The organism is Sphingobacterium sp. BIGb0165 (assembly GCF_024810095.1).
In the GTDB taxonomy this organism is placed as follows: Bacteria; Bacteroidota; Bacteroidia; order Sphingobacteriales; family Sphingobacteriaceae; genus Sphingobacterium; species Sphingobacterium detergens.
Genome location: NZ_JANUEB010000007.1, coordinates 190,024 through 209,221, shown reverse-complemented (window position 1 = coordinate 209,221; position 19,198 = coordinate 190,024). Strand labels below are relative to the sequence as shown.

General features: G+C 41.7%; 18 protein-coding genes. 8 read left to right on the top strand and 10 right to left on the bottom strand.

Annotated features, from left to right (window positions below; all coding sequences use genetic code 11):
* Nucleotides 1–79: 79 nt before the first annotated feature.
* Together M2408_RS17520 and M2408_RS17515 are read right to left on the bottom strand one after the other, a co-directional pair.
* Nucleotides 80–2,257, bottom strand: a complete 2,178-nt coding sequence (locus M2408_RS17520) for a S9 family peptidase (protein ID WP_259183836.1) — start codon at nt 2,255–2,257, stop codon at nt 80–82.
* A gap of 158 nt (nt 2,258–2,415) precedes the next feature.
* Nucleotides 2,416–3,144, bottom strand: a complete 729-nt coding sequence (locus M2408_RS17515) for a DUF1080 domain-containing protein (protein ID WP_259183834.1) — start codon at nt 3,142–3,144, stop codon at nt 2,416–2,418.
* 183 nt (nt 3,145–3,327) lie between these two features.
* Between M2408_RS17515 and M2408_RS17510 the strand changes: the two genes are divergently transcribed.
* The 3 genes from M2408_RS17510 (at nt 3,328) to M2408_RS17500 (ending at nt 5,228) form a co-directional block, all read left to right on the top strand.
* The gene (locus tag M2408_RS17510; RefSeq protein WP_120262114.1) at nt 3,328–3,696 is read left to right on the top strand and encodes a dihydroneopterin aldolase; all 369 of its coding nucleotides are present in this window, start codon (nt 3,328–3,330) and stop codon (nt 3,694–3,696) included.
* Between the two features lie 80 nt (nt 3,697–3,776).
* The gene (locus M2408_RS17505; RefSeq protein ID WP_259183830.1) at nt 3,777–4,502 is read left to right on the top strand and encodes an AAA family ATPase; all 726 of its coding nucleotides are present in this window, start codon (nt 3,777–3,779) and stop codon (nt 4,500–4,502) included.
* Nucleotides 4,503–4,784: 282 nt separating this feature from the next.
* Nucleotides 4,785–5,228, top strand: coding sequence for an Hsp20/alpha crystallin family protein (locus tag M2408_RS17500; protein WP_120262112.1), 444 nt, complete (start codon nt 4,785–4,787; stop codon nt 5,226–5,228).
* Between the two features lie 137 nt (nt 5,229–5,365).
* Here the strand turns inward: M2408_RS17500 and M2408_RS17495 are convergent, their stop codons facing one another.
* Nucleotides 5,366–5,803 carry a thioesterase family protein gene (locus M2408_RS17495; RefSeq protein WP_259183826.1) on the bottom strand — a complete coding sequence of 146 codons (438 nt, stop codon included), beginning with the start codon at nt 5,801–5,803 and terminating at the stop codon, nt 5,366–5,368.
* Between the two features lie 121 nt (nt 5,804–5,924).
* On the opposite strand from M2408_RS17495, the gene M2408_RS17490 reads away from it, so the two are divergent.
* The 4 genes from M2408_RS17490 to M2408_RS17475 all read left to right on the top strand — a co-directional run bounded on the left by M2408_RS17490 (nt 5,925) and on the right by M2408_RS17475 (nt 9,666).
* The gene (locus M2408_RS17490) at nt 5,925–6,428 is read left to right on the top strand and encodes an RNA polymerase sigma factor (RefSeq protein WP_120262110.1); all 504 of its coding nucleotides are present in this window, start codon (nt 5,925–5,927) and stop codon (nt 6,426–6,428) included.
* Entirely contained in the window at nt 6,418–7,059 is a 642-nt protein-coding gene (locus M2408_RS17485; protein WP_259183825.1) for a hypothetical protein, read from the top strand. The genes M2408_RS17490 and M2408_RS17485 overlap by 11 nt, the downstream gene beginning before the upstream one ends.
* Before the next feature lie 81 nt (nt 7,060–7,140).
* A complete protein-coding gene (locus M2408_RS17480; protein ID WP_259183824.1) occupies nt 7,141–8,796 on the top strand; it encodes an AarF/ABC1/UbiB kinase family protein in 1,656 nt (551 codons plus the stop codon).
* 84 nt (nt 8,797–8,880) lie between these two features.
* A complete protein-coding gene (locus M2408_RS17475; protein WP_120262107.1) occupies nt 8,881–9,666 on the top strand; it encodes an SDR family oxidoreductase in 786 nt (261 codons plus the stop codon).
* A 131-nt stretch (nt 9,667–9,797) separates the two neighbouring features.
* On the opposite strand, the gene M2408_RS17470 is transcribed toward M2408_RS17475, so the two are convergent.
* Together M2408_RS17470 and M2408_RS17465 are read right to left on the bottom strand one after the other, a co-directional pair.
* Nucleotides 9,798–10,391, bottom strand: coding sequence for a YceI family protein (locus tag M2408_RS17470; RefSeq protein WP_120262106.1), 594 nt, complete (start codon nt 10,389–10,391; stop codon nt 9,798–9,800).
* Between the two features lie 107 nt (nt 10,392–10,498).
* Nucleotides 10,499–11,086 (bottom strand): Crp/Fnr family transcriptional regulator, encoded by a 588-nt coding sequence (locus M2408_RS17465; RefSeq protein WP_120262105.1) that lies wholly within the window; start codon nt 11,084–11,086, stop codon nt 10,499–10,501.
* A 357-nt stretch (nt 11,087–11,443) separates the two neighbouring features.
* On the opposite strand from M2408_RS17465, the gene M2408_RS17460 reads away from it, so the two are divergent.
* Nucleotides 11,444–11,983, top strand: coding sequence for a GNAT family N-acetyltransferase (locus M2408_RS17460; RefSeq protein ID WP_259183820.1), 540 nt, complete (start codon nt 11,444–11,446; stop codon nt 11,981–11,983).
* Between the two features lie 21 nt (nt 11,984–12,004).
* Here the strand turns inward: M2408_RS17460 and M2408_RS17455 are convergent, their stop codons facing one another.
* The 5 genes from M2408_RS17455 to M2408_RS17435 all read right to left on the bottom strand — a co-directional run bounded on the left by M2408_RS17455 (nt 12,005) and on the right by M2408_RS17435 (nt 19,173).
* On the bottom strand, nt 12,005–12,406 hold the full coding sequence (locus M2408_RS17455) for a DUF1634 domain-containing protein (RefSeq protein WP_120262103.1): 402 nt from the start codon (nt 12,404–12,406) through the stop codon (nt 12,005–12,007).
* A gap of 144 nt (nt 12,407–12,550) precedes the next feature.
* Entirely contained in the window at nt 12,551–13,384 is an 834-nt protein-coding gene (locus tag M2408_RS17450; protein WP_120262102.1) for a sulfite exporter TauE/SafE family protein, read from the bottom strand.
* 219 nt (nt 13,385–13,603) lie between these two features.
* Nucleotides 13,604–16,711: an efflux RND transporter permease subunit gene (locus M2408_RS17445; protein WP_259183816.1), complete on the bottom strand. Its 3,108-nt coding sequence runs from the start codon at nt 16,709–16,711 to the stop codon at nt 13,604–13,606.
* A 22-nt stretch (nt 16,712–16,733) separates the two neighbouring features.
* Nucleotides 16,734–17,825, bottom strand: a complete 1,092-nt coding sequence (locus M2408_RS17440) for an efflux RND transporter periplasmic adaptor subunit (protein ID WP_259183815.1) — start codon at nt 17,823–17,825, stop codon at nt 16,734–16,736.
* Nucleotides 17,815–19,173, bottom strand: a complete 1,359-nt coding sequence (locus M2408_RS17435; protein WP_259183812.1) for a TolC family protein — start codon at nt 19,171–19,173, stop codon at nt 17,815–17,817. The genes M2408_RS17440 and M2408_RS17435 overlap by 11 nt, the downstream gene beginning before the upstream one ends.
* Nucleotides 19,174–19,198 lie beyond the last annotated feature (25 nt).

Genomic DNA, 19,198 nt, shown 5'->3' with positions numbered 1-19,198 from the left:
TTTCCTTTGTGTAACCCGAAAAAATACAAAGGCGCCAATCCGAAAAGAAAGGCGCCTTTCTATGATGAGCTGTTACTACTTATTTTTTTAGATGCTGATTAAAATAATCCGCAATTTTCTCGTACATATGGATACGATCTTTGCCCATCACATTATGTTCGTGGGTAGGGTATAAGAAATAATCGACTTGTTTCCCGGCCTTAATGCAGGCTTCCAAAAACTCCATGCTGTTTTGTTGTACAACCACAGGATCTTGTGCGCCATGAATGATCAATAAGCGCCCTTTTAGCTGATCCGCTTTGTTCAACAAGGAAGTCAGTTTATATCCTTCAGGGTTTTCCTGAGGTGTGTCCATATAACGCTCGCCATACATTACTTCATAAAACTTCCAGTCAATAACTGGACCCCCAGCGACTGCGGCTTTAAAAATATCATTATGATGTAACATAAATGAAGTCGTCATAAATCCACCGAAACTCCAGCCGAAGATCCCCATACGTTGTTGATCGACAAAGGACTTTGATTTTAGGAATTCAATTCCTTTGAGCTGATCGGCCATTTCATTTTGACCAAGGTTACGGTGAGTAGCCGTATAAAAATCACGACCTCGGTAATTGGTGCCGCGATTGTCCATTGTAAAGACAATATATCCCTGTTGGGCCATATAGAGATCAAAGTAACCTGCTCCACCCAACCATTTGTTGGAAACCAATTGCGAATGAGAACCGCCATATAGATAATACATGACCGGATACTTCTTCGCAGGGTCAAAGTCATTTGGATAGATGATACGGCCAGTCAATGGATATTTGGCATCAGCCGAAGTCAGTTGGACGAATTCTATTTTTGGATTATTAATTTTTCCGTTGAATGGATTGTCAGCTTTGACCAGGACAGTTCCCTTACCCGATTTGACCTCCTTGATCTGGATCATGTTTGGTGTCTTCAGGTCACTATATTGGTCATAGATATATTTGCCATCACCACTCAACGAAGCCTGGTGTATACCCGATTCATTTGTTAGCTGTACTGTTTTTCCGGATTTAAGGTCTACCTCAAATAATTGACGGTCCATACCATTATTGGTGACACCGATATAGCTTATTTTGTTTCCATCAGCTGAGAAGTCCAATAGGTTTTCTAATACAATATCCTTGAAGCCTAATTTTCTGGTCAGTTTTCCCTCCGTATTGTAGAGGTAAAGCTGGTTGTAGCCATCTTTGTCGGATTGGTAAAGAAATTGATCCGCTGTATTTGGCAAGAAGGTCAGTGGATTTTCAGGCTCTACCCAAGTTGTTGCGGTTTCCTCAAACAATGTTTTAACTAGCGCTCCAGTTTCAGCATTGTATTTATTGAACTTGAGGTCATTTTGACCGCGGTTGAGAACGCCTACATAAATGAATTTGCCTGAAGGATCCCAGCTTACACTGGTCAGGTATTGTTCGCTATGATCTCCGGTCTGTAAGGTTACTTTTTGTCCTGTAACACTGTTGTAGACAACCAGTGTTACCTCCTCAGATTTTTGCCCTGTCATGGGGTATTTTATCCATTTGATTTCGGCTACTTTCGGACTCCATTGGGGGAGTGGATAGTTGGCGACCATGGTTTCATTCTTGCGGTAGTAGAGCAACTTGTCATTTTGAGTATTCCACCACATGCCTTTTTTTATGCCGAACTCCTGACGGTGGGTATAATCACTGCCATTCACAACACCTTTGTCGCTGTCGTTGGTTACTGCAGTTACTTTTCCGTTTTTGTCAACGATGGCGATATTATTGTCCACCAAATAAGCAATTTTAGAAAGGTCTGCGCTTAGTTCGCGGTTAGCACCTTGGCTATCGTTTCCGATAAAACTTTCGATATTCTTGGATTTGACATTATAGAGGACAGTATATACTTTGTCTTTGCCATCTACCTGAAGTAGGAGTGAATTGCCATCACGCCATTTGTAGTCGTAAGGAAACATGCGTAAGCTGAATGTTTCGTTTGGAATTGCAGCTTTTAAAGCTGTTTCGAGCTCAGTTTTAGACAATAAGCCTGTCTCTGTCCAATTGTTTGCTGCGCTTTTGGAGAGCAGATTTTGATACGATTTATCGAGGTAAGAGAGGCTGTTTGATTTTGGTATCCAGGAAGCTGCTGTAATCGATGTTGGCGCATAGGTGCGCGGTCCGAATACCGTTTCTTCCAAATTAAGGTTTCGTTGGGCATGGCTGGTTAAGGCACTTGCCAACAAGAAGAATAGCGCAATTCTTTTCATTAGAATAATTTATTTTTAATGATGCTGAGCCGACCATAAGTGTTTTTTGTTCTTATGATGGAGTTTGCTTTTAAATTTTATAGGGCTAAATTAGGGAAATAGCCCTATAAAACCTAGTACAGAATTGTTGCTTGTCTAACTGAAATTGTTGTGTCGATCTAAAGTTTGCGGAGCCAGATATTTCTAAACTGGACCAGATCACCATGATCTTGCAGGATAATGGGGCCGGGACCATGGCTCACCTGTTTTGGAAGTCCAATGTACTCTGTTGTGCCATCAATCTGGGTGTTATTCTGGATAAGGACGCCATTGTGGAGAACAGTGACCGTACCTTTGCTGATTAATAGACTGTCTTTGTTAAACTGGGGAGCCTTGTAGATGATATCGTATACATGCCATTTGTCCGTTACGATGACCTGAGCCAACGGTGGACGTTGTTTGTAAAGACTTCCCGCACCACCATTGACATAGGTCGGATTGTTATTATTGTCCAATACCTGGATTTCATAGAGCCCCTGCAGGAAAATGCCGCTATTCCCTCTGCCTTGCCCTTCGCCCTTGATGAGCTCGGGACTCTTCCATTCAATATGGAGCTGAAAGTCGCCGAAATGCTCGGTTGTCTCGATATTTCCAGTTCCGGGTTTTACTTCAAGCGTATTATTGGCTACTGTCCAATTTGCATTTCCTTTTTCGCTCTTCCATTTACTCAGATCCTTACCGTCAAAAAGAACAATGGCATCACTTGGGATTCCCTTGTTAAGTGTTACTGTTGGCGGAACAGGTTTGTAATATTCTGTATCGCTGGGTTTCATATTTGTTTGGGCATGGATTGCGCTGGAACCGCATAAGATCGCCAGGCATAGTGCCGTAGATAAAGAAAAGTTCATCTGTTGGGTTTTTGGTGTATTTAAACTTAGGAAAATTTGCTTTTATATACAATTATAATTTTAGAATAGGATCTATTTAAGCGCCTGAATGTATATGGATGAGATTTTCCTCTGGTCTGATGCTATTGAATTCGTCGAAACTGTAGGTTTTTTGATTTCGGAACAATTTGCTTAGGTTTGTGCATGGCAACCATTTTACAGACAGTCTCATTGAAAGAAGCGCGGTTTTATGCGCCAATTGGTTATTACGAGGAGGAGCAGATTCTCGGGAATGAATTTTTTGTGTCTATTGATGTCTCTTTCCCTTTTCATAATACAGAAACCGAAGATTTGCGTAATACGCTAAATTATGAAGAACTGTACCAGATCACTGCTCGTGTGATGCAGCCCAAACGGAAACTGCTGGAATCTGCAGCTGCAGAAATATTGGAACAGATTCGGCTAGGGGTACCGCATGCCGTAATGATTGAGGTTGTCATTCGCAAATCGAATCCTCCCTTTGGCGGCGATTTATCCTATTCGCAGGTTGGTTTGAAATACCTGAATGATTAATTTTCAAACTGGACCAGTAAAAGTTTGAAATACCTGCCTAAATTTGCGGATCCATTGTATAAAAGTGTCAAATTGATAAGATGAATATTTACGATCTTGTTATCGCCGATAAGGAAAAGATTGCGCTAGAAGATGTTTTTTTAGCGGAAGATAGCCGGCAGAAACTGCAACAGCTGATTAAGGAACATCGCTATATCCGAGAGCTCTCGCAATATGGTCTGCCTGTAAGCAACAAGATTCTCTTACACGGTTATTCGGGCTGCGGAAAAACAACAACGGCAAAAGCGTTGGCGACGGCACTCGACAAACCGATCTATATCTTGAATCTGAGTAACTTGATCTCATCCCGCATCGGTGAGACTTCGCAGCATATCAAGCAGGTTTTTGACAAGGCAGGACGTGAAAAGGCTGTACTGTTCCTCGATGAATTTGACCAGATTGGAAAAGCGCGGATCAGTGAAGAGAAAGATGTCGGGGAGATGCGTCGCCTGGTGAATACGATTATCCAACTGATCGATTATTTTCCCAACGAAGCTGTATTGATTGCGGCAACCAACCATCCCGAGATATTGGATACAGCAATTATTCGACGATTTCAGCTTCGCCTGGCTTTTGAATTACCCACTCATGCGCAGCTGGATGCCTATTACGCTAAACTATTTTCCCCCTTTCCGCAATATGATGCATTGGTATCACGGATTTATGATGTTTCCTATGCCGAGGCAAAAGATTATATCTACGATGCTGTTAAGTTTTTGCTGATTAGGGCACTGGAACAAAGAGAAAGACCAGAACCAGAAGGGTAAAGCGCCAAGGTTAATGTTTTGTAAAATTAAATCCGCCTGAAAACAGTTTGCCTACTGCTACGTTAATGCTATACCGGGTAGTGGGATCATGTCTTCCAAGCAATGACAATATCGCGCCCTTTTATGGACGGTTTTAAATGTATTGTGTCAAAATGTCGCTTTGAATTATTTTAAAATGACATTTTGTCTTTGTTTTGCAACTGGTACGTGAATTGAATATCCCCTAGAAAAGAGTTAGAAAATAAAGCTTAACAAAAAATAAAAAAATTAGGAGGACAAAAAATGGCATTAATTAAATTCCCTACAAAAAGTTTAAATACCGACGCAGTAAATCCATTTGTAAATACTGTATTTGACAATCTATTCAATGATAATTTTATTTCAGATCGTTTAGTTTCACGTGTTCCAGCAGTGAATATTTCGGAGTCTGAAAAATCATTTAAGATCGAAATGGCAGCTCCGGGATTGGATAAGTCAGATTTTAAAATCAATGTGGATAAAAATCTGATCACTATTTCAGCAGAGAAAAAAGAAGAGCAAGTAAGTGAAGAAAAACTATATAGCAAGAAGGAATTCAATTATAGTTCATTTTCAAGATCATTTACTTTGCCTGAAACAGTTGACTATAGCAATATTGAAGCAGCCTATGAAGGTGGAATATTGATTTTAACTGTTGGCAAGAAAGAAGACGCTATTATCGCAAAGCGTTTGATCGAAGTAAAATAGTTCATGCTGCTTATATGATAAACATCATATGACAAGCGCATCCTGGCCGATGGTCAGTTGATACTCAAATAAGATAGTTTTTTAGGTTAGTTTATGTTTTGATCCCTCGGAATACAAAAATATTCCGAGGGATTTTTTTATCCAATCTCTTCATATCCTACCGCACGTGGTACTTTGGCTAAATAGGGCTCCATTTCTTCCGGTAACTTGGTCAGTTTTCGCAGCTTTAAGTCAAGCCAAGCGCCATCAACGTTTACTGTACAACATAATGTGCCATCCTGGCGATAGACCTGATGGATAAAAGAAAAACGACTATTGATTTTATTGTATTTAGTCAATTCCACTTTTACCTGAACGTATTCATCCAGGTGTACCTCCTTTGCGTAGATCAATTCTTCCCGAAATAGAATCGGTCCGATCTGAAATTGGGCGAATTTGTCCAAGGAAAAACCCATTTTGTTTAACATATTGCTCCGTGCCTGTGCACAGATATCGGCATAGGCCGAATGGCGCATGTGCCGATTGGCATCTATTTGTGCCCAGATGACCTGTCCCTCATAAAATATATTTTCCATAATTATTATCGTGATTTGCCTCCTTTTTATGAACAATTTACATATTTTTAAATTAAGCTGTAACACTTTGTTTGTTTGCTATACTTATTACCTGAAAAGATCTTAAAAAGAAAATTTACCATTGGCTCATTCGGAAACAGAATTTCTTCAGTTGATTGACGAAAATAAAGGAATTATCGTCAAGGTGAGTCGTATGTATATGGATGACCAGGATGGACGGCAAGATCTTTATCAGGAAATTGTGTATCAGCTCTGGAAGTCTTACGCAACGTTTAAGCAGCAAAGTAAATTTTCAACATGGATGTATCGTGTTGCATTGAATACCGCGATGGTATTTTTAAAGAAAGAGAAGAAACATCAGATTTACGATAGCCTAGAAGAACGACATGATTTTCCGGACGAATCTTATAATCCGGATAAAGACGAACAGCTAAAAATATTCTATCAGGCGGTGCATGAACTGAATGCCGTAGAAAAAGCGTTGATCTTTTTGTTTTTGGAAGGCCAGAGCCATCGCGAAATCGCGGCGCATCTTGGTATATCTGAAGTCAATGCACGGGTCAAATTAAATCGTACAAAAGAACGGATTCAACAAATCATTAAAAAATACAATTATGAATTTTGATGAATTAAAAAAATCTTGGCAGGAACAGCCAACAGATGAGGATTTACAAAATCCAAATCTCAAACATTATAAGGAGGTCGGCAATATCATGGCCAAACTGAGACGCAATATCAAACGTGAATTTGTTTCCTGGTTGGTGTGCATGTTTTTCCTGATTGCTGTACCCATGCTGCCAATCTATAAAATCTCTGGGTATGCAGCTTTTGCGTATTACTTTTTTATTGTGCAGATCTCGCTGTCGAGCCTGCTGTATTACCGTAGGTTCTATTACCTGATCAAAAGTGCCAAGCAGATTGATCTCCTGGCGTCCCGAGAGCATCTACTAAAGCTCTATTATGACCTTAAATATGCGGTCGAAACTTATCGTATCGTTGCCTATGTGATGATTCCGCAAGCCTTATTTCTTTACCTCATTATGATTGGACAAAATAGGACAGTCGCTTGGTTTGAGAAATTATATCATTTCAAAGATACTTTGCAGCAGGATCCTAATTTTATACTATGGATGATCCTTTCTGCACTTATTTCGATCGTTATTATCGTGTTGATTACCGAATTTATGATTCGTGCCTATTATGGGGATTATGTCAAACGGATCAAAGAAAACCTGGATCAGATGGAGGCGGAATAAGGGTGTTGATGCGAAAAAGGTAAGGTCTTTGTGTTTTTGGCACTTGGATATTTCGTATCTTGTTATCGAAAATCCTTGTCCATGATGTACAATCCGACCAAGAAGTTACAACGTAGTTCCCAAATCTTAAGCATATTAGCAAAATATGGTTTCAAAGATGCCATTGCCCGATTGCCATGGAAAGGGCCAAGAGCGAGTTTAGAGCGTAATATAGATGTTGACAAAATCAGTGTATATACGCGTATCCGCATGGCTTTGGAAGAGCTCGGACCAGCCTTTATCAAGTTGGGACAATCGGCTTCCACCCGCGAAGGTTTGCTCCCAAAAGATCTTGTCGAGGAACTCAAAAAGCTCGAAGATAATGTCCCGCCCTTTGAAGTAGACATTCACGAATATCTCACTGAAGAACTCGGATTAGACATCACCGAACAATTTGAGACCATCGCGTCGGAGCCCTTTGCCGCAGCGTCTATTGCTCAAGTCTATCGGGCGACATTAAAAGATGGCACAAATGTCGTCTTAAAAGTGCGTCGACCGGGAATAGATGAGGTCATGCGTGTAGATCTTGCGCTCATGCGTGATATCGCCAAGATTCTGACCATGTACAATGACGCACTGGAAAATCTCAACCTTTCCCTCATCGTAGAATCTTTTGCCATGACGCTGCAAGAGGAAATGTCTCTGGTCATCGAACGCCATAACATTGAGCGCTTTGCTAAAAATTTTAAAGGGAACAAACTGATCAAGGTGCCCAAAGTGTACCCCGATCTGTCCTCTGACCGCGTGCTCTGTATGGAGTATCTCGATGGTTTCAAAGTGACAGATGTCGTGGAAATTAAACGACGGGGAATGGATGTGGAAACCTTGGTGAAAAATGGGATCAATCTGTATCTGGAACAGGTGATTATCCACGGTTTTTTTCACGGTGATCCGCACCCCGGTAATATGATGGTAATGCCCGATGGGCGTATTGCCTTTCTGGACTTTGGCAACATGGGCAAATTGCTCGGAATTGACCGACGACAGCTCGAGGAGTTTATCCAATCAGCGATTTCCGAGGATGCAGTCCGATTGGCGGATGTCATTGAAGACGTGGCTGTAGTGAGCCATATCCCTGACCGAAATCAGTTCGAACGCTCCCTATATGAAATATTTGACATGATTGATAATGTTTCCTTGGGTGATCTCAGCCTTGATCTGCTGTTTAATAAACTCTGGAAGATCATTGGTGATAATCGCTTGTATTTTCCGGAATATATCTATCAGCTCATGCGGGGTATTTCTTTGATGGAGGGTATCGGCCGGCAGCTTTATCCTGATCTCAATATCATGGAGAGCATTAAGCCTTTTGCGCGACGGATCATGATGGAACGCCTATCGCCAGAAGCTATTCTCAAAAAGGGAAAACATAAGATAGAGTCTTTCGCACGCGATGTCGAAAAACTTCCGGAGGATATGCGGGCTTTGGTACGCTTATTCCGTACGGGGAATTTCACCTTGAATCATCGTCTGATCAGTGCCCGGTCCTTCAATGCCATACTCCGTAAAGGGGTCAACCGTATTGTGATCGGTATCATGTTTATGTCACTCAACTTACTGGGCGGAATGGTGATTGTAGCGCGTATTGAACCGCAATGGTGGGGCATTCCCGTTTTTGCTTGGATATGCCTGGGCTCGGCATGGGTCTTTGCGGTCTATTTGTTTATTGCCATGATCCGGGCAAAAGATAATGATTAAATGACCGCCCCTAGTTCATCTATATTTTTTGAATAATACACACAACGAATTAGCTGGTATAAGCTAATAGCATACGAAATAGTTATGGAAATCAATCTAATTGGAAAAAAAGCCCTGATTGGCGCAAGTTCTGCCGGCATCGGTGCCGGGATTGCCAAAGTTTTGGCATCCTGTGGTGCCTCGGTTACCCTAGCATCACGTAGTGAGGAGAAATTGAAGCATACTTTGGAAAGCCTGGACAGCTCGAAAGGGCAGGTGCACCAATATATTCTGGTCGATTACAATGATCATGAAGACTATAAAGTACAAATAGATCGTTATTTTGAATCAAACAAGGTGGATATCCTGGTCAATAACTCCAACGGACCACAAGCGGGAACGATTGATCAGAAAAATCTGGCGGACTACCAGCATGCCTTTGAACTTTTATTTCAGAATCACTGTTATACGACATCTTGTGCCTTACCTTATATGTTGGCAAACGGTTATGGACGCATTATTAATGTATCGTCTTCGACTGTAAAAGAGCCCGTATCTAATCTGGTTTTATCAAATACCATCCGTACCGCCCTGATAAGCTGGAGCAAATCGCTTTCAGATGATGTTGCAAAGGACGGCGTGACTGTCAATAGTATATTAACAGGGCTGTTTGATACCGAAAGAATTCAGTCTTTGACCAATATGGATGCACAGCGCTTGGGTATATCCTATGAAGAAGCTTTGCAGTTGCGCTTAAAACAGGTGCCAGCGGCACGTTTGGGAGAGCCGGAGGAATATGGCTACCTGGTCGCCTTTATCTGCTCGACCTACGCCAACTATCTCACTGGAGCCAATATTCCGCTGGATGGTGGTATGTTGAAGGGCTTGTAACGTAAAAAAAGAAATTCGCCCGAGAATGAGAACGGCGAGCTTATGGCTGAGTAGTCGTAAGCCTTTAAAAAAAAGTGGCTATCTAAAATCTTGGGTAGCCACTTTTTTTTGTGTGATTTAAAAAACTTTGCTTAGTTCAAAACCAATTCAGTATTGACAATAATGTCCACATCAGAGGCAACTGCTTCTACGCCCGAAGGTAATTTATCATTGTATTTGATCCCAAAATCCTGACGGTTGATTTTTGTTTTTGCTGTAAAGCCTGCACGTGTTTTTCCCCAAGGATCGGTAATAACACCACCATTTTGAGTGACATCAAAAGTTACTTTTTTAGTTACGTCGCGGATGGTCAGATCTGCCACCATAATATATTTACCTTTCACTTTCGCATTTTTGAAGGTGACGGATTTTAAAGTCATCTTAGGAAATTTGTCCGCAGCGAAGAAATCATCTGTTTTTAAGTGATTGTCACGTGCTTCAATACGCGTATCAACACTATTGACATCAATGGAAAAGTTTACTTTTGCATTGTTGAAACTTGTAGCGGTTGCAGTTTCCACTGTTCCCTCCACTTTGGTAAACTGACCATCGACAAAACTGATACCAAGGTGTTTCACATCAAATCTTGCATTGGTATGTCCCGGATCAGCAGACCATTTTACCTGCGCTACAGCAACATTAACCATTAACGCTGCCACTGCCAAAAATTGGAAAAATCTATTCATGTTGTTTTCTATTTGTTTATTTATCAAACGTTTAATTGTTCAAAATGTTTGTTTGAACAAGCTTCTGCAAAGGTGGGATAAACTTGAATAGAAAAAATTGATGTAGGTCAAGAATTTCGATTAGGCTTTAAAATTTGTCTTTTTAAGCGGCTCAAAAACTCTTGTGTCACCCCAAGATAGGAGGCCAGTTGCATATTGGAGATCCTGGGATATATTTTAGGATAGCGTTTGATAAAATCCAGATAGCGTTCCTGAGCTGTAAAACCTATGCTGGAGATAATACGGTGCTGGGATGCAATCTGTGCACGTTGGGCCATAATTCTGGAAAGTTTTTCATAAATCGGATGGTCTTCGTAGAGTTTGTCTTTATCCGTTTTTGATAACGTGAGTACAACTGAATCTTCGAGTGCCTGAATATTTTGTAAAGCCGGTTCCTGATAGTTGAAACTGGCAATATCACCCACCCACCAGTCTTCTATGGCAAATTGAAGGATATGTTCTATCCCATCAGCCGTGACATAGAATGACTTAAACAGTCCACTGACGACATAAGCTTCATAATGACAGACTTCACCCGCCCTTAAAAAGTATTCCTTCTTCTTGATTTTTCTGACATGATAACGCGATACAATATCATTTAATTCTTCTTCGCTGACATTGATGCGTTGTTTTACAAATTCCTTGAACTGTTCCATTAGGGTGTAAAATACGAAAATTTGCGCTTTATAAAGTACAATCAGCAGCTAGAATGATAGATTTTTAAGAAACTTATGCCTCAGGCGAATTTTTGTTTTCAGTGGTGACACAATTACAAAACGATGAAAATAAAAAAAACAGACATCTTTTATGCATTGTATCGTTCGTTGTTCATTGCCAGAGTAAAGCTGTTATCGATGGTAATAGTAAAGATATGTTGTCCTAATCTGTCAATTGGACATTTTGGTGTAATATTTGAATAACAGGAAACGTAATTCAACTTAGTTTCATCAATAATTGGTATCTTTTAATGAAATTTAAAATTTTGGTAGAAGTCCAACGTTAAACATGTTCTAATGAAGTTTGTAGCACCGAATAAACTTGAAAATGATAAGGTCATATTAAAGTTGATTGACCCAAGTGATTTTGATACGCTTTATCAAGTAGCTAAAGATCCGTTGATATGGGAGCAGCATCCCAACAAAGACCGCTGGAAGGAGGAGGTTTTTCGGTCTTTTTTTGATGCTGCATTGGAAAGCAAAACAGCTTATCTTATTTTGGATAAAGTGACGGGGGAATGCATTGGAAGCACCCGATATTATGGTCTCAATGAGGCCGAAAAATCTATTTTTGTTGGCTTTACCTTCTATGCAAGGGCTTATTGGGGGGCGGGTATCAATCCTTTGGTCAAAGAAATGATGTTTGACTTTGCCTTTAATTTTGTGGATAAGATCTATTTACACGTAGGTGCTGAAAATTTCCGCTCACAAAAAGCTGTCGAACGTTTGGGGGCAAGCAAAGTCGCCGAAAAAATGGTGTCTTATGTCAACGAACCCGAACGGAAGAATTTTGAATATGCACTGGAGAAATCGACCTGGCTTAGAGCCAAGAGATAAGGGACTGATCTCTTTACAGGATTATCCCTTGACTCCGCTCAATATACTGCCTATAATCACAGTCAGCACAATCAATGTGATGACGATATAGAGCTTATCTTTTTCGATAACGAAACCGAAAAGGGAGCCGATCACCCGTACGATCGGTGTACAGATCAAAAGCAAAACCCCAAGTTGTATGATTTGGGGAATATTTTTGCTGAATGCTCCTACGATAATACCGCTGATGGTCGTATTGGATTTACCCTCACCGACGAAATCTTTATAGTTGGGTACCGCATCCTGTCCGTGGACGATCAAATACCAGATCCCACCGATCACTAACACGGAGGAGGCCAGGATAACACCTGTCCGTAAAATCTGTCCCACCAAAAGTGAGATATCCTTATCACTCCAATAGTTTTTTGAAAATACCTGTTTCATCTGCAAATAATTATTTATTAAATGTCTATGGCCAAGGCCATAAACGAGCGCATTAATTTTTTTACGCAATTGAACTTACACTGTTCAGAGCTGATATTCGACTGTGTGATACTGGCGAATATCAGCTGTGTAAAGCTTATTCGCCTAAAATTTATGTTGAAATCCATTGAAAATCATTTCCAGTGCGACCAATGTGATGGCAACGGCAAAAATAATACGCAAGGTCTTAGGATTCATTCTTTTCAAAAGCTTTGAACCGGTAATGGCACCACAAAGTACACCCAGAATGACTGGAAAGGCAATCCCTGGATCCATATAACCCCGTTGTAGATAGACCACAGCTGAAGCTGCGGCTGTCACCCCGATCATAAAATTACTCGTCGTGGTACTGACTTTAAAGGGAATTTTCATCATACTATCCATGGCGAGTACTTTAAGAGAACCTGAACCGATACCCAGCAAACCAGATAGAATACCTGCGACACCCATCAATGAAAAACCACCGACCACATTGGTCAGTTTGTAGGGGACAAGTTTGCCATCCAATGGATAAGTGCTGTTCAATTTTAGCTTTTCGGCTAAAGCTGAGCCGCCGGAAAAGGCATGCTCATTTTTCTTGCGCACCGTCATTGCGGCTGAAAAGATCAGCACCACACCAAAGATAATGGCGATCGTATTGGTCGGCATATAAATTGCAATAACAGCACCGATGACAGCACCGATTGTGGTCGCAATTTCCAAAAACATGCCGAGCCGGATATTGGTAATCCCTTCTTTGACATAGGCTGTAGCAGCCCCGGAAGAGGTGGCAATTGACGCCAGCAGTGCGGCCCCAATAGCATAACGGATATCAACATGAAATAGAAGGGTCAGCAATGGAATGACGACGACCCCTCCCCCCAAGCCTGTCAGCGATCCTAAGAGTCCCGCAACAAAAGCACCCAAAAGGAGGATGAGTGTAAAGGTGAGAATAGTCATATATTTTGTTTATTGATCCAGCATGGAATAATACCAACTGAACGATAATTTGTTGTAAACTTAAGGGCTTTTTGTTGTTTTTGAAACTTTATACCCTGAATAGATACAAATGTTACACCAACATGTATCTCGAAAAGAAATACTGCCTTACACCTCACGGCATAGGCAGTATCGATGACCGTTAATGGTCTAAGTATATAGTATATAAAATGGACGTTATTAATCTGCGATTCTTCGTTGTACTTTTTCGGTCCGATTGAAGATATCATAGATGATCGGGAACACGAGCAAAGTCAAGATGGTGGCGGATATCAGTCCACCGATAATGACGATCGCTAGCGGTTTTTGTGATTCCGAACCTATACCAGTAGAGAGTGCGGCTGGCAACAATCCAATTGAAGCCATTAATGCCGTCATGACCACAGGCCGGGTACGTGATTTGACCCCTTTGTAAATAGACTGATCGTTGGGAAGGCCATCTTTTTTGTTCTGATGGAATTCGGAAATCAGGATAACACCATTTTGGATACATATCCCAAATAAGGCAATCATGCCCACACCCGCGGAGATCCCGAAATTCATGCCAGTCACATGCAGTGCAATAATTCCGCCGATCAATGCAAAGGGGACGTTGGCTAAAACGAGCAAAGAGTCTTTGATATTGCCGAATAAGATAAACAATAAGAAGAAGATCAAAACCAAGCTGATCGGCACGACCTGCGCCAGGCGATGTGTCGCCCGTTGCTGATTCTCAAACTGACCTGTCCAGCCAATGGAATAGCCATCGGGCAATTTGATCTTACTAACTTTCTGCTGTGCTTCGGCAATGGTACTCCCCAGGTCACGATCACGGATGGAAAATTTGATACCAATATAGCGTTTGATATTATCCCGATAAATAAAGGCTGCACCATTGTCTTTTTCTATTGTTGCGATACTTTTTAGGGGAATCAAGGTGCCATCACCACAGGGAACCATCAGCTGGGCAATATCTTTTTCCGTCTTCCGGTATTCTGGCGCATAACGCAGGCGAATGTTAAACTTGCGCTCCCCATCGTATAATACGGAGGCTGTCTTTCCGCCAAAAGCCATTTCCAATACTGCCTGGGCATCGGCCGGTAACACATTAAATGCAGCCATGCGTGTTCTGTCCAGGATAACACTGACCTCAGGCTGACCGATATTCAGGATAATACCGGGCTCCTTGATCCCTTGTATATCCTTGATCTGTGCAAAGACCTCTTTCGATAGGCGGTCCAGCGTAGCGAGGTTGTCACCAAAGATCTTAATCCCATTCTCGGCCTTAAATCCAGCGACAGCTTCCGCGACATTGTCCGAAATGGGCTGAGAATAGTTGTAGGTGATTCCCTGATACTGCTTGAGCTTATGATCCATTTCTTCGATCAGCTGATCCATGTTAATTTTTCGTGTCCATTCCTCCTTAGGTTTCAGTGCTACAGCAAATTGCACAAAGCCGAAACCGTTTGGATCTGTTCCATCGTTGCTCCGTCCGGTTTGCGATAATACACCTGTTACCTCCGGAAAGGATTCCAATGTCGTTTTTAATACTTTGGTTGTTTTGATGGATTCCTTTAAGGAAGTACTCATCGGCATTTCGGCGGTTACCCAAAGTGAACCCTCATTCAATGTGGGCAGGAACTCAGTTCCTAGAAATTTAGCGGAAAATAATACCATACCCAGTATGACCAGTGATACAATTAAACTCAGACGTTTATTTCTAAAGGTAAATCCAAAACTTTTAGCGACGATTCTGTTCCAAAATTCCACAAAAGGATTATGCCGTTCTTTGACATTTTTGTTCAACAGAATATGAGATAGTGCCGGTACCAGGGTCAGTGTAAATAACAGCGCACCTAATAGGGCAAAACCGAGGGTAAAGGCCAGCGGCGAGAACATCTTTCCTTCCACTTTCTGGAAGGAAAATATAGGGATCAACGAGGTGATGATAATCAGTTTGGAGAAGAAAATGGCTTTTCCCAATCCGGTACCGGTCTGTTTTATCCATCCTGCCTTGGCCATTTTGTTGAATTTTTCCATCCCCAGTTTATGGGCCTTATGATCCAGCATGACAAATATACCCTCGACCATGACTACGGCACCATCGATAATAATTCCGAAATCCACCGCACCCAAAGAGAGTAGATTGGCGCTCATACCCGCCAGTTTAAGACATAGAAATGCGAATAACAGGGCCAGGGGAATGACGATGGAAACGATTACTGTCGTCCGCCAGTCGGCCATAAAAAGCAATACCATCAGGGTGACCAGTACAATACCCTCGATCAAATTGTGCATGACCGTGTGGGTCGTGAAATCCATCAGGTTGTCACGGTCATAGAAGGTTTGCATTTTGACATCTTTGGGCAAGATCTTGTCGTTGAGTTCCGCAATTTTTGCTTTTACGGCGGTCAGTACCTCCCTGGGGTTTTCACCCTTACGCATGACCACTGTACCTGCAACAACATCATCGCTTTTACCAAAACCGGCTTGCCCTACCCGGGGCATGGAACTTTCTTTGACCTCCGCTACATTTTTGACGAATACAGGGTTTCCACGTTCGTTGATCACCGTAATGTTTTCGATATCATTGATGGAGTTGACCAAACCGATACCACGTACGACATAGGACTGTCCACTTTTTTCGATCACATCGCCACCGACATTGAGGTTACTTTTGCTGACAGCATCGTAAACCTGTAAGGGGGTAAGATTGTATTTGTCCAATTTGATGGGATCGGTACTAATCTCATAAACGAGATCCTGGCCACCGAATACATTGATGTCCGCAACCCCCGGAACACCTCTCAATGCCCGGTCGATAACCCAGGTTTGTAAGGTCAATAGATCCCTGGAATTTCGTTGGTCGCTATGTAGGGTATACCTGAATATTTCTCCTGTCGGACCGTATGGCGGTTGCACCTCAGGGTCTATATCTTCAGGGAGGCTGACCGAACGCAGCAAGTTGTTGACCTGATTGCGCGCAAAAGTATCATCTACCCCGTCATCAAAGATGATTTTGACAATGGAAAGCCCAAACATGGTCGTACTGCGGATACTGGTTCTCTTCTGAACAGGACTCATGCCCAGTTCAATAGGGGTGGTCACAAAGCGTTCTACCTCTTCGGCACTACGGCCGTTCCATTGGGTGATGATGGTAATCTGTGTGTTGGTTACATCTGGAAATGCCTCAATAGGCATACTTTTGAAACTTATAAAGCCAGCAATAGCCAAAATACCAACCCAAATAAAGGTGAATGCTTTATTTTTTATGGAAAAGGCAATGATATTTTTAATGAATTTGTTCATTCTCGTAAAAAGCTAACACGGGTTAATTATTCAATGCTCTATAGATCAAAAGCTTGTTGTTGACAATTACTTGCTCGCCCTCCTGCAACCCGGTACTGATGTAGGTGGTTTCTACATTTTGTTTCATGGGTTGGATCTCGTGGATCTTAATGTCATTCTGTGATTTGTAGATTAACACAAAATACTTGTTCTGATCAAAAATGACCGCATCTGAAGGGATGGCCAGTGCCTGTGTATTGGAGTGATGCAGCAGCTTGATCGTGGCTTTACTATCGGGAATAAGTAGGCCGTCTTTGTTATCCAGGACGACGCGTGCCTGCATGGCATTGGTTTGTGGATCAATGATTTTAAAGATTTTGTCGATACTTCCCTCGAATTTTTTGTCGGGATAGCTCAATGTGGAGACAACGGCGGGCATGCCCATGCTGATCTTGTCGATATCCGTTTCATTCACGTTGAGTATTGCCCAGACGTCTTTGGTGTTGGCGACATCAAAGATATTGTCGCTGCGGTCACTACGCAATTGCATATCTTTATTGATGTTTTTTTGAACGATATATCCATCAATAGGGGATACAACGGAGTAAATATTGCCTTTACGAACGTTGTAAATCTGACTGACGGCCTCTGAACGGCGCAGTTGCTCCTTTGCTTTGGTCAATTGCCCTTTAGCCTCAAGCATATCTTTGTCAGTACTCAATTTACCGTTATACATATCCTCTGCGACACGGTAATTCTTTTCGGCAAGCAGCACATCCGTTTTCGCATCGGATAGATCTTTTTGTATACCCGCAACCTCTGTACTTCTGATTGTTGCGAGTACCTGGCCTTTATGTACATAATCACCCAAGGATACATTGACGGATACAACATTCCCACCAACGAGTGGAAAGATGTCAATGTAATTGTTCTGATCGGCCGATATCTTACCGAAGAAATTTAGTTCCTCCGTTACATTTTCTTTTTTTACAGTGGCAAAACTCGTCGATTTGAGCATCGTTTCGCTGATTTCAAAACCTTTGACAATCGCTGAATTGTCGGTTTCTTTATGATTCTGGCAGGCGTATAAGAATACGATGGCCACAGTGCTTAGGAGAAGTTGTTTAGTTGACATGGCTTGAATTGAATATAGAGGTTTGCGCCAAGTAGTTAAGCTGCTCGGCATTGAGGATAATTTCTTTTTTCATATCATATAGCTTGAGGATAGATATCCGGTAACTATCCATAAAATCGGTGAACTCAACAAGGGAGATATTGCCTTTTCTGAAATTGCTGAACACACCATCGTAGACTACAGCAATATTGTGCAGGTCGTCAGCCGTAATAGTGAAATATTGATTGTATTGATTTTCCCAAGACTGATAGTTGGAACGGATCTGCGATTCCAATAGCTGCCGTTGTACTTCGATATTCTTTTTGGCTTCTTCTTCGGCATATTTGGCCTTGATGATATTTCCCTTATTTTGTTTCCATAGTGGAAGTGGAATCGCTGCTTTGAGATTCAGTTCATTGTGAAATGTTCCTCCGTTTTGGCTGTATTCTAATCCGAGATTGATATCGGGTGTATTCAATGATTTTTGCCATTTGGTAAAAAGCTGTGAGCTTTCGGCAGTTTTTAACGCAAATTGATAGTCGGCATTATTTTCAAGTGCGAGGTCGAACATCTTGTCCATGCTCATTGTAGGTCTGATTGCTAATTCCCGATCTGCCTCCGTATCCGATAGATTGGGGAGTACATCTTCCTGATTGGAGAGCAGTACCCTTAATTGTTGTTGCATACCGATAATGGTATTGGTGGCACTCGTTTTTTCGTTGGTGAGATCGATGGCCATGGTTTGCAGACGAACTTGGTCCCGAAGTGAAACGTTTACCTTTTTACCTTCTTCTTTGTAGGCTGTCAACAGGCTGTTGAGGTAATCCAGTTGTACATTGATGTCGGCCAGTTTATGCTGTTCGAAATAAAGAGAATAGAATGTTGTCCTTAGTTGTGCCCGTAGACTGGCCAACAACTGGCTGAATTGCAGTTTTGAAAGCTCAACATTTGATTTGGCAAACTCAACCTCATTTTTCTTTTTTCCACCCAGATAAAGCAATTGGGATACGCTGGCATCTTTTGATCCTCCCACATGGAATGCCTTTTTATTTTGTGGGTCATAAGCATTGACAGCGACTTCCAATTGTGGAAGTTCCCAGATTTTGGCCTGAATGACATCCGCTTCGGCCTGACTGATATCATATTGTTGCGCCAACAAGGAGAGGTTGTTTTTTCGGAAGGCTTCTTCGCATTCAAGAAGCGTCATTTTTCTGCCAGAAGACTGTTGTATTGTTTTGAAAGTTGTATTTTCAGAATGAGTAGTTGTATTTTCCGAATGCATAGCATCGAAGGCTATTGGCGGTTTCTGTTGTGCAAATGCAACGGAATTTAAAAACAGCAAAAATAGCAAGGATTTCTTTGTCATCATGATCGAATCTTATGCAACAAAGAAC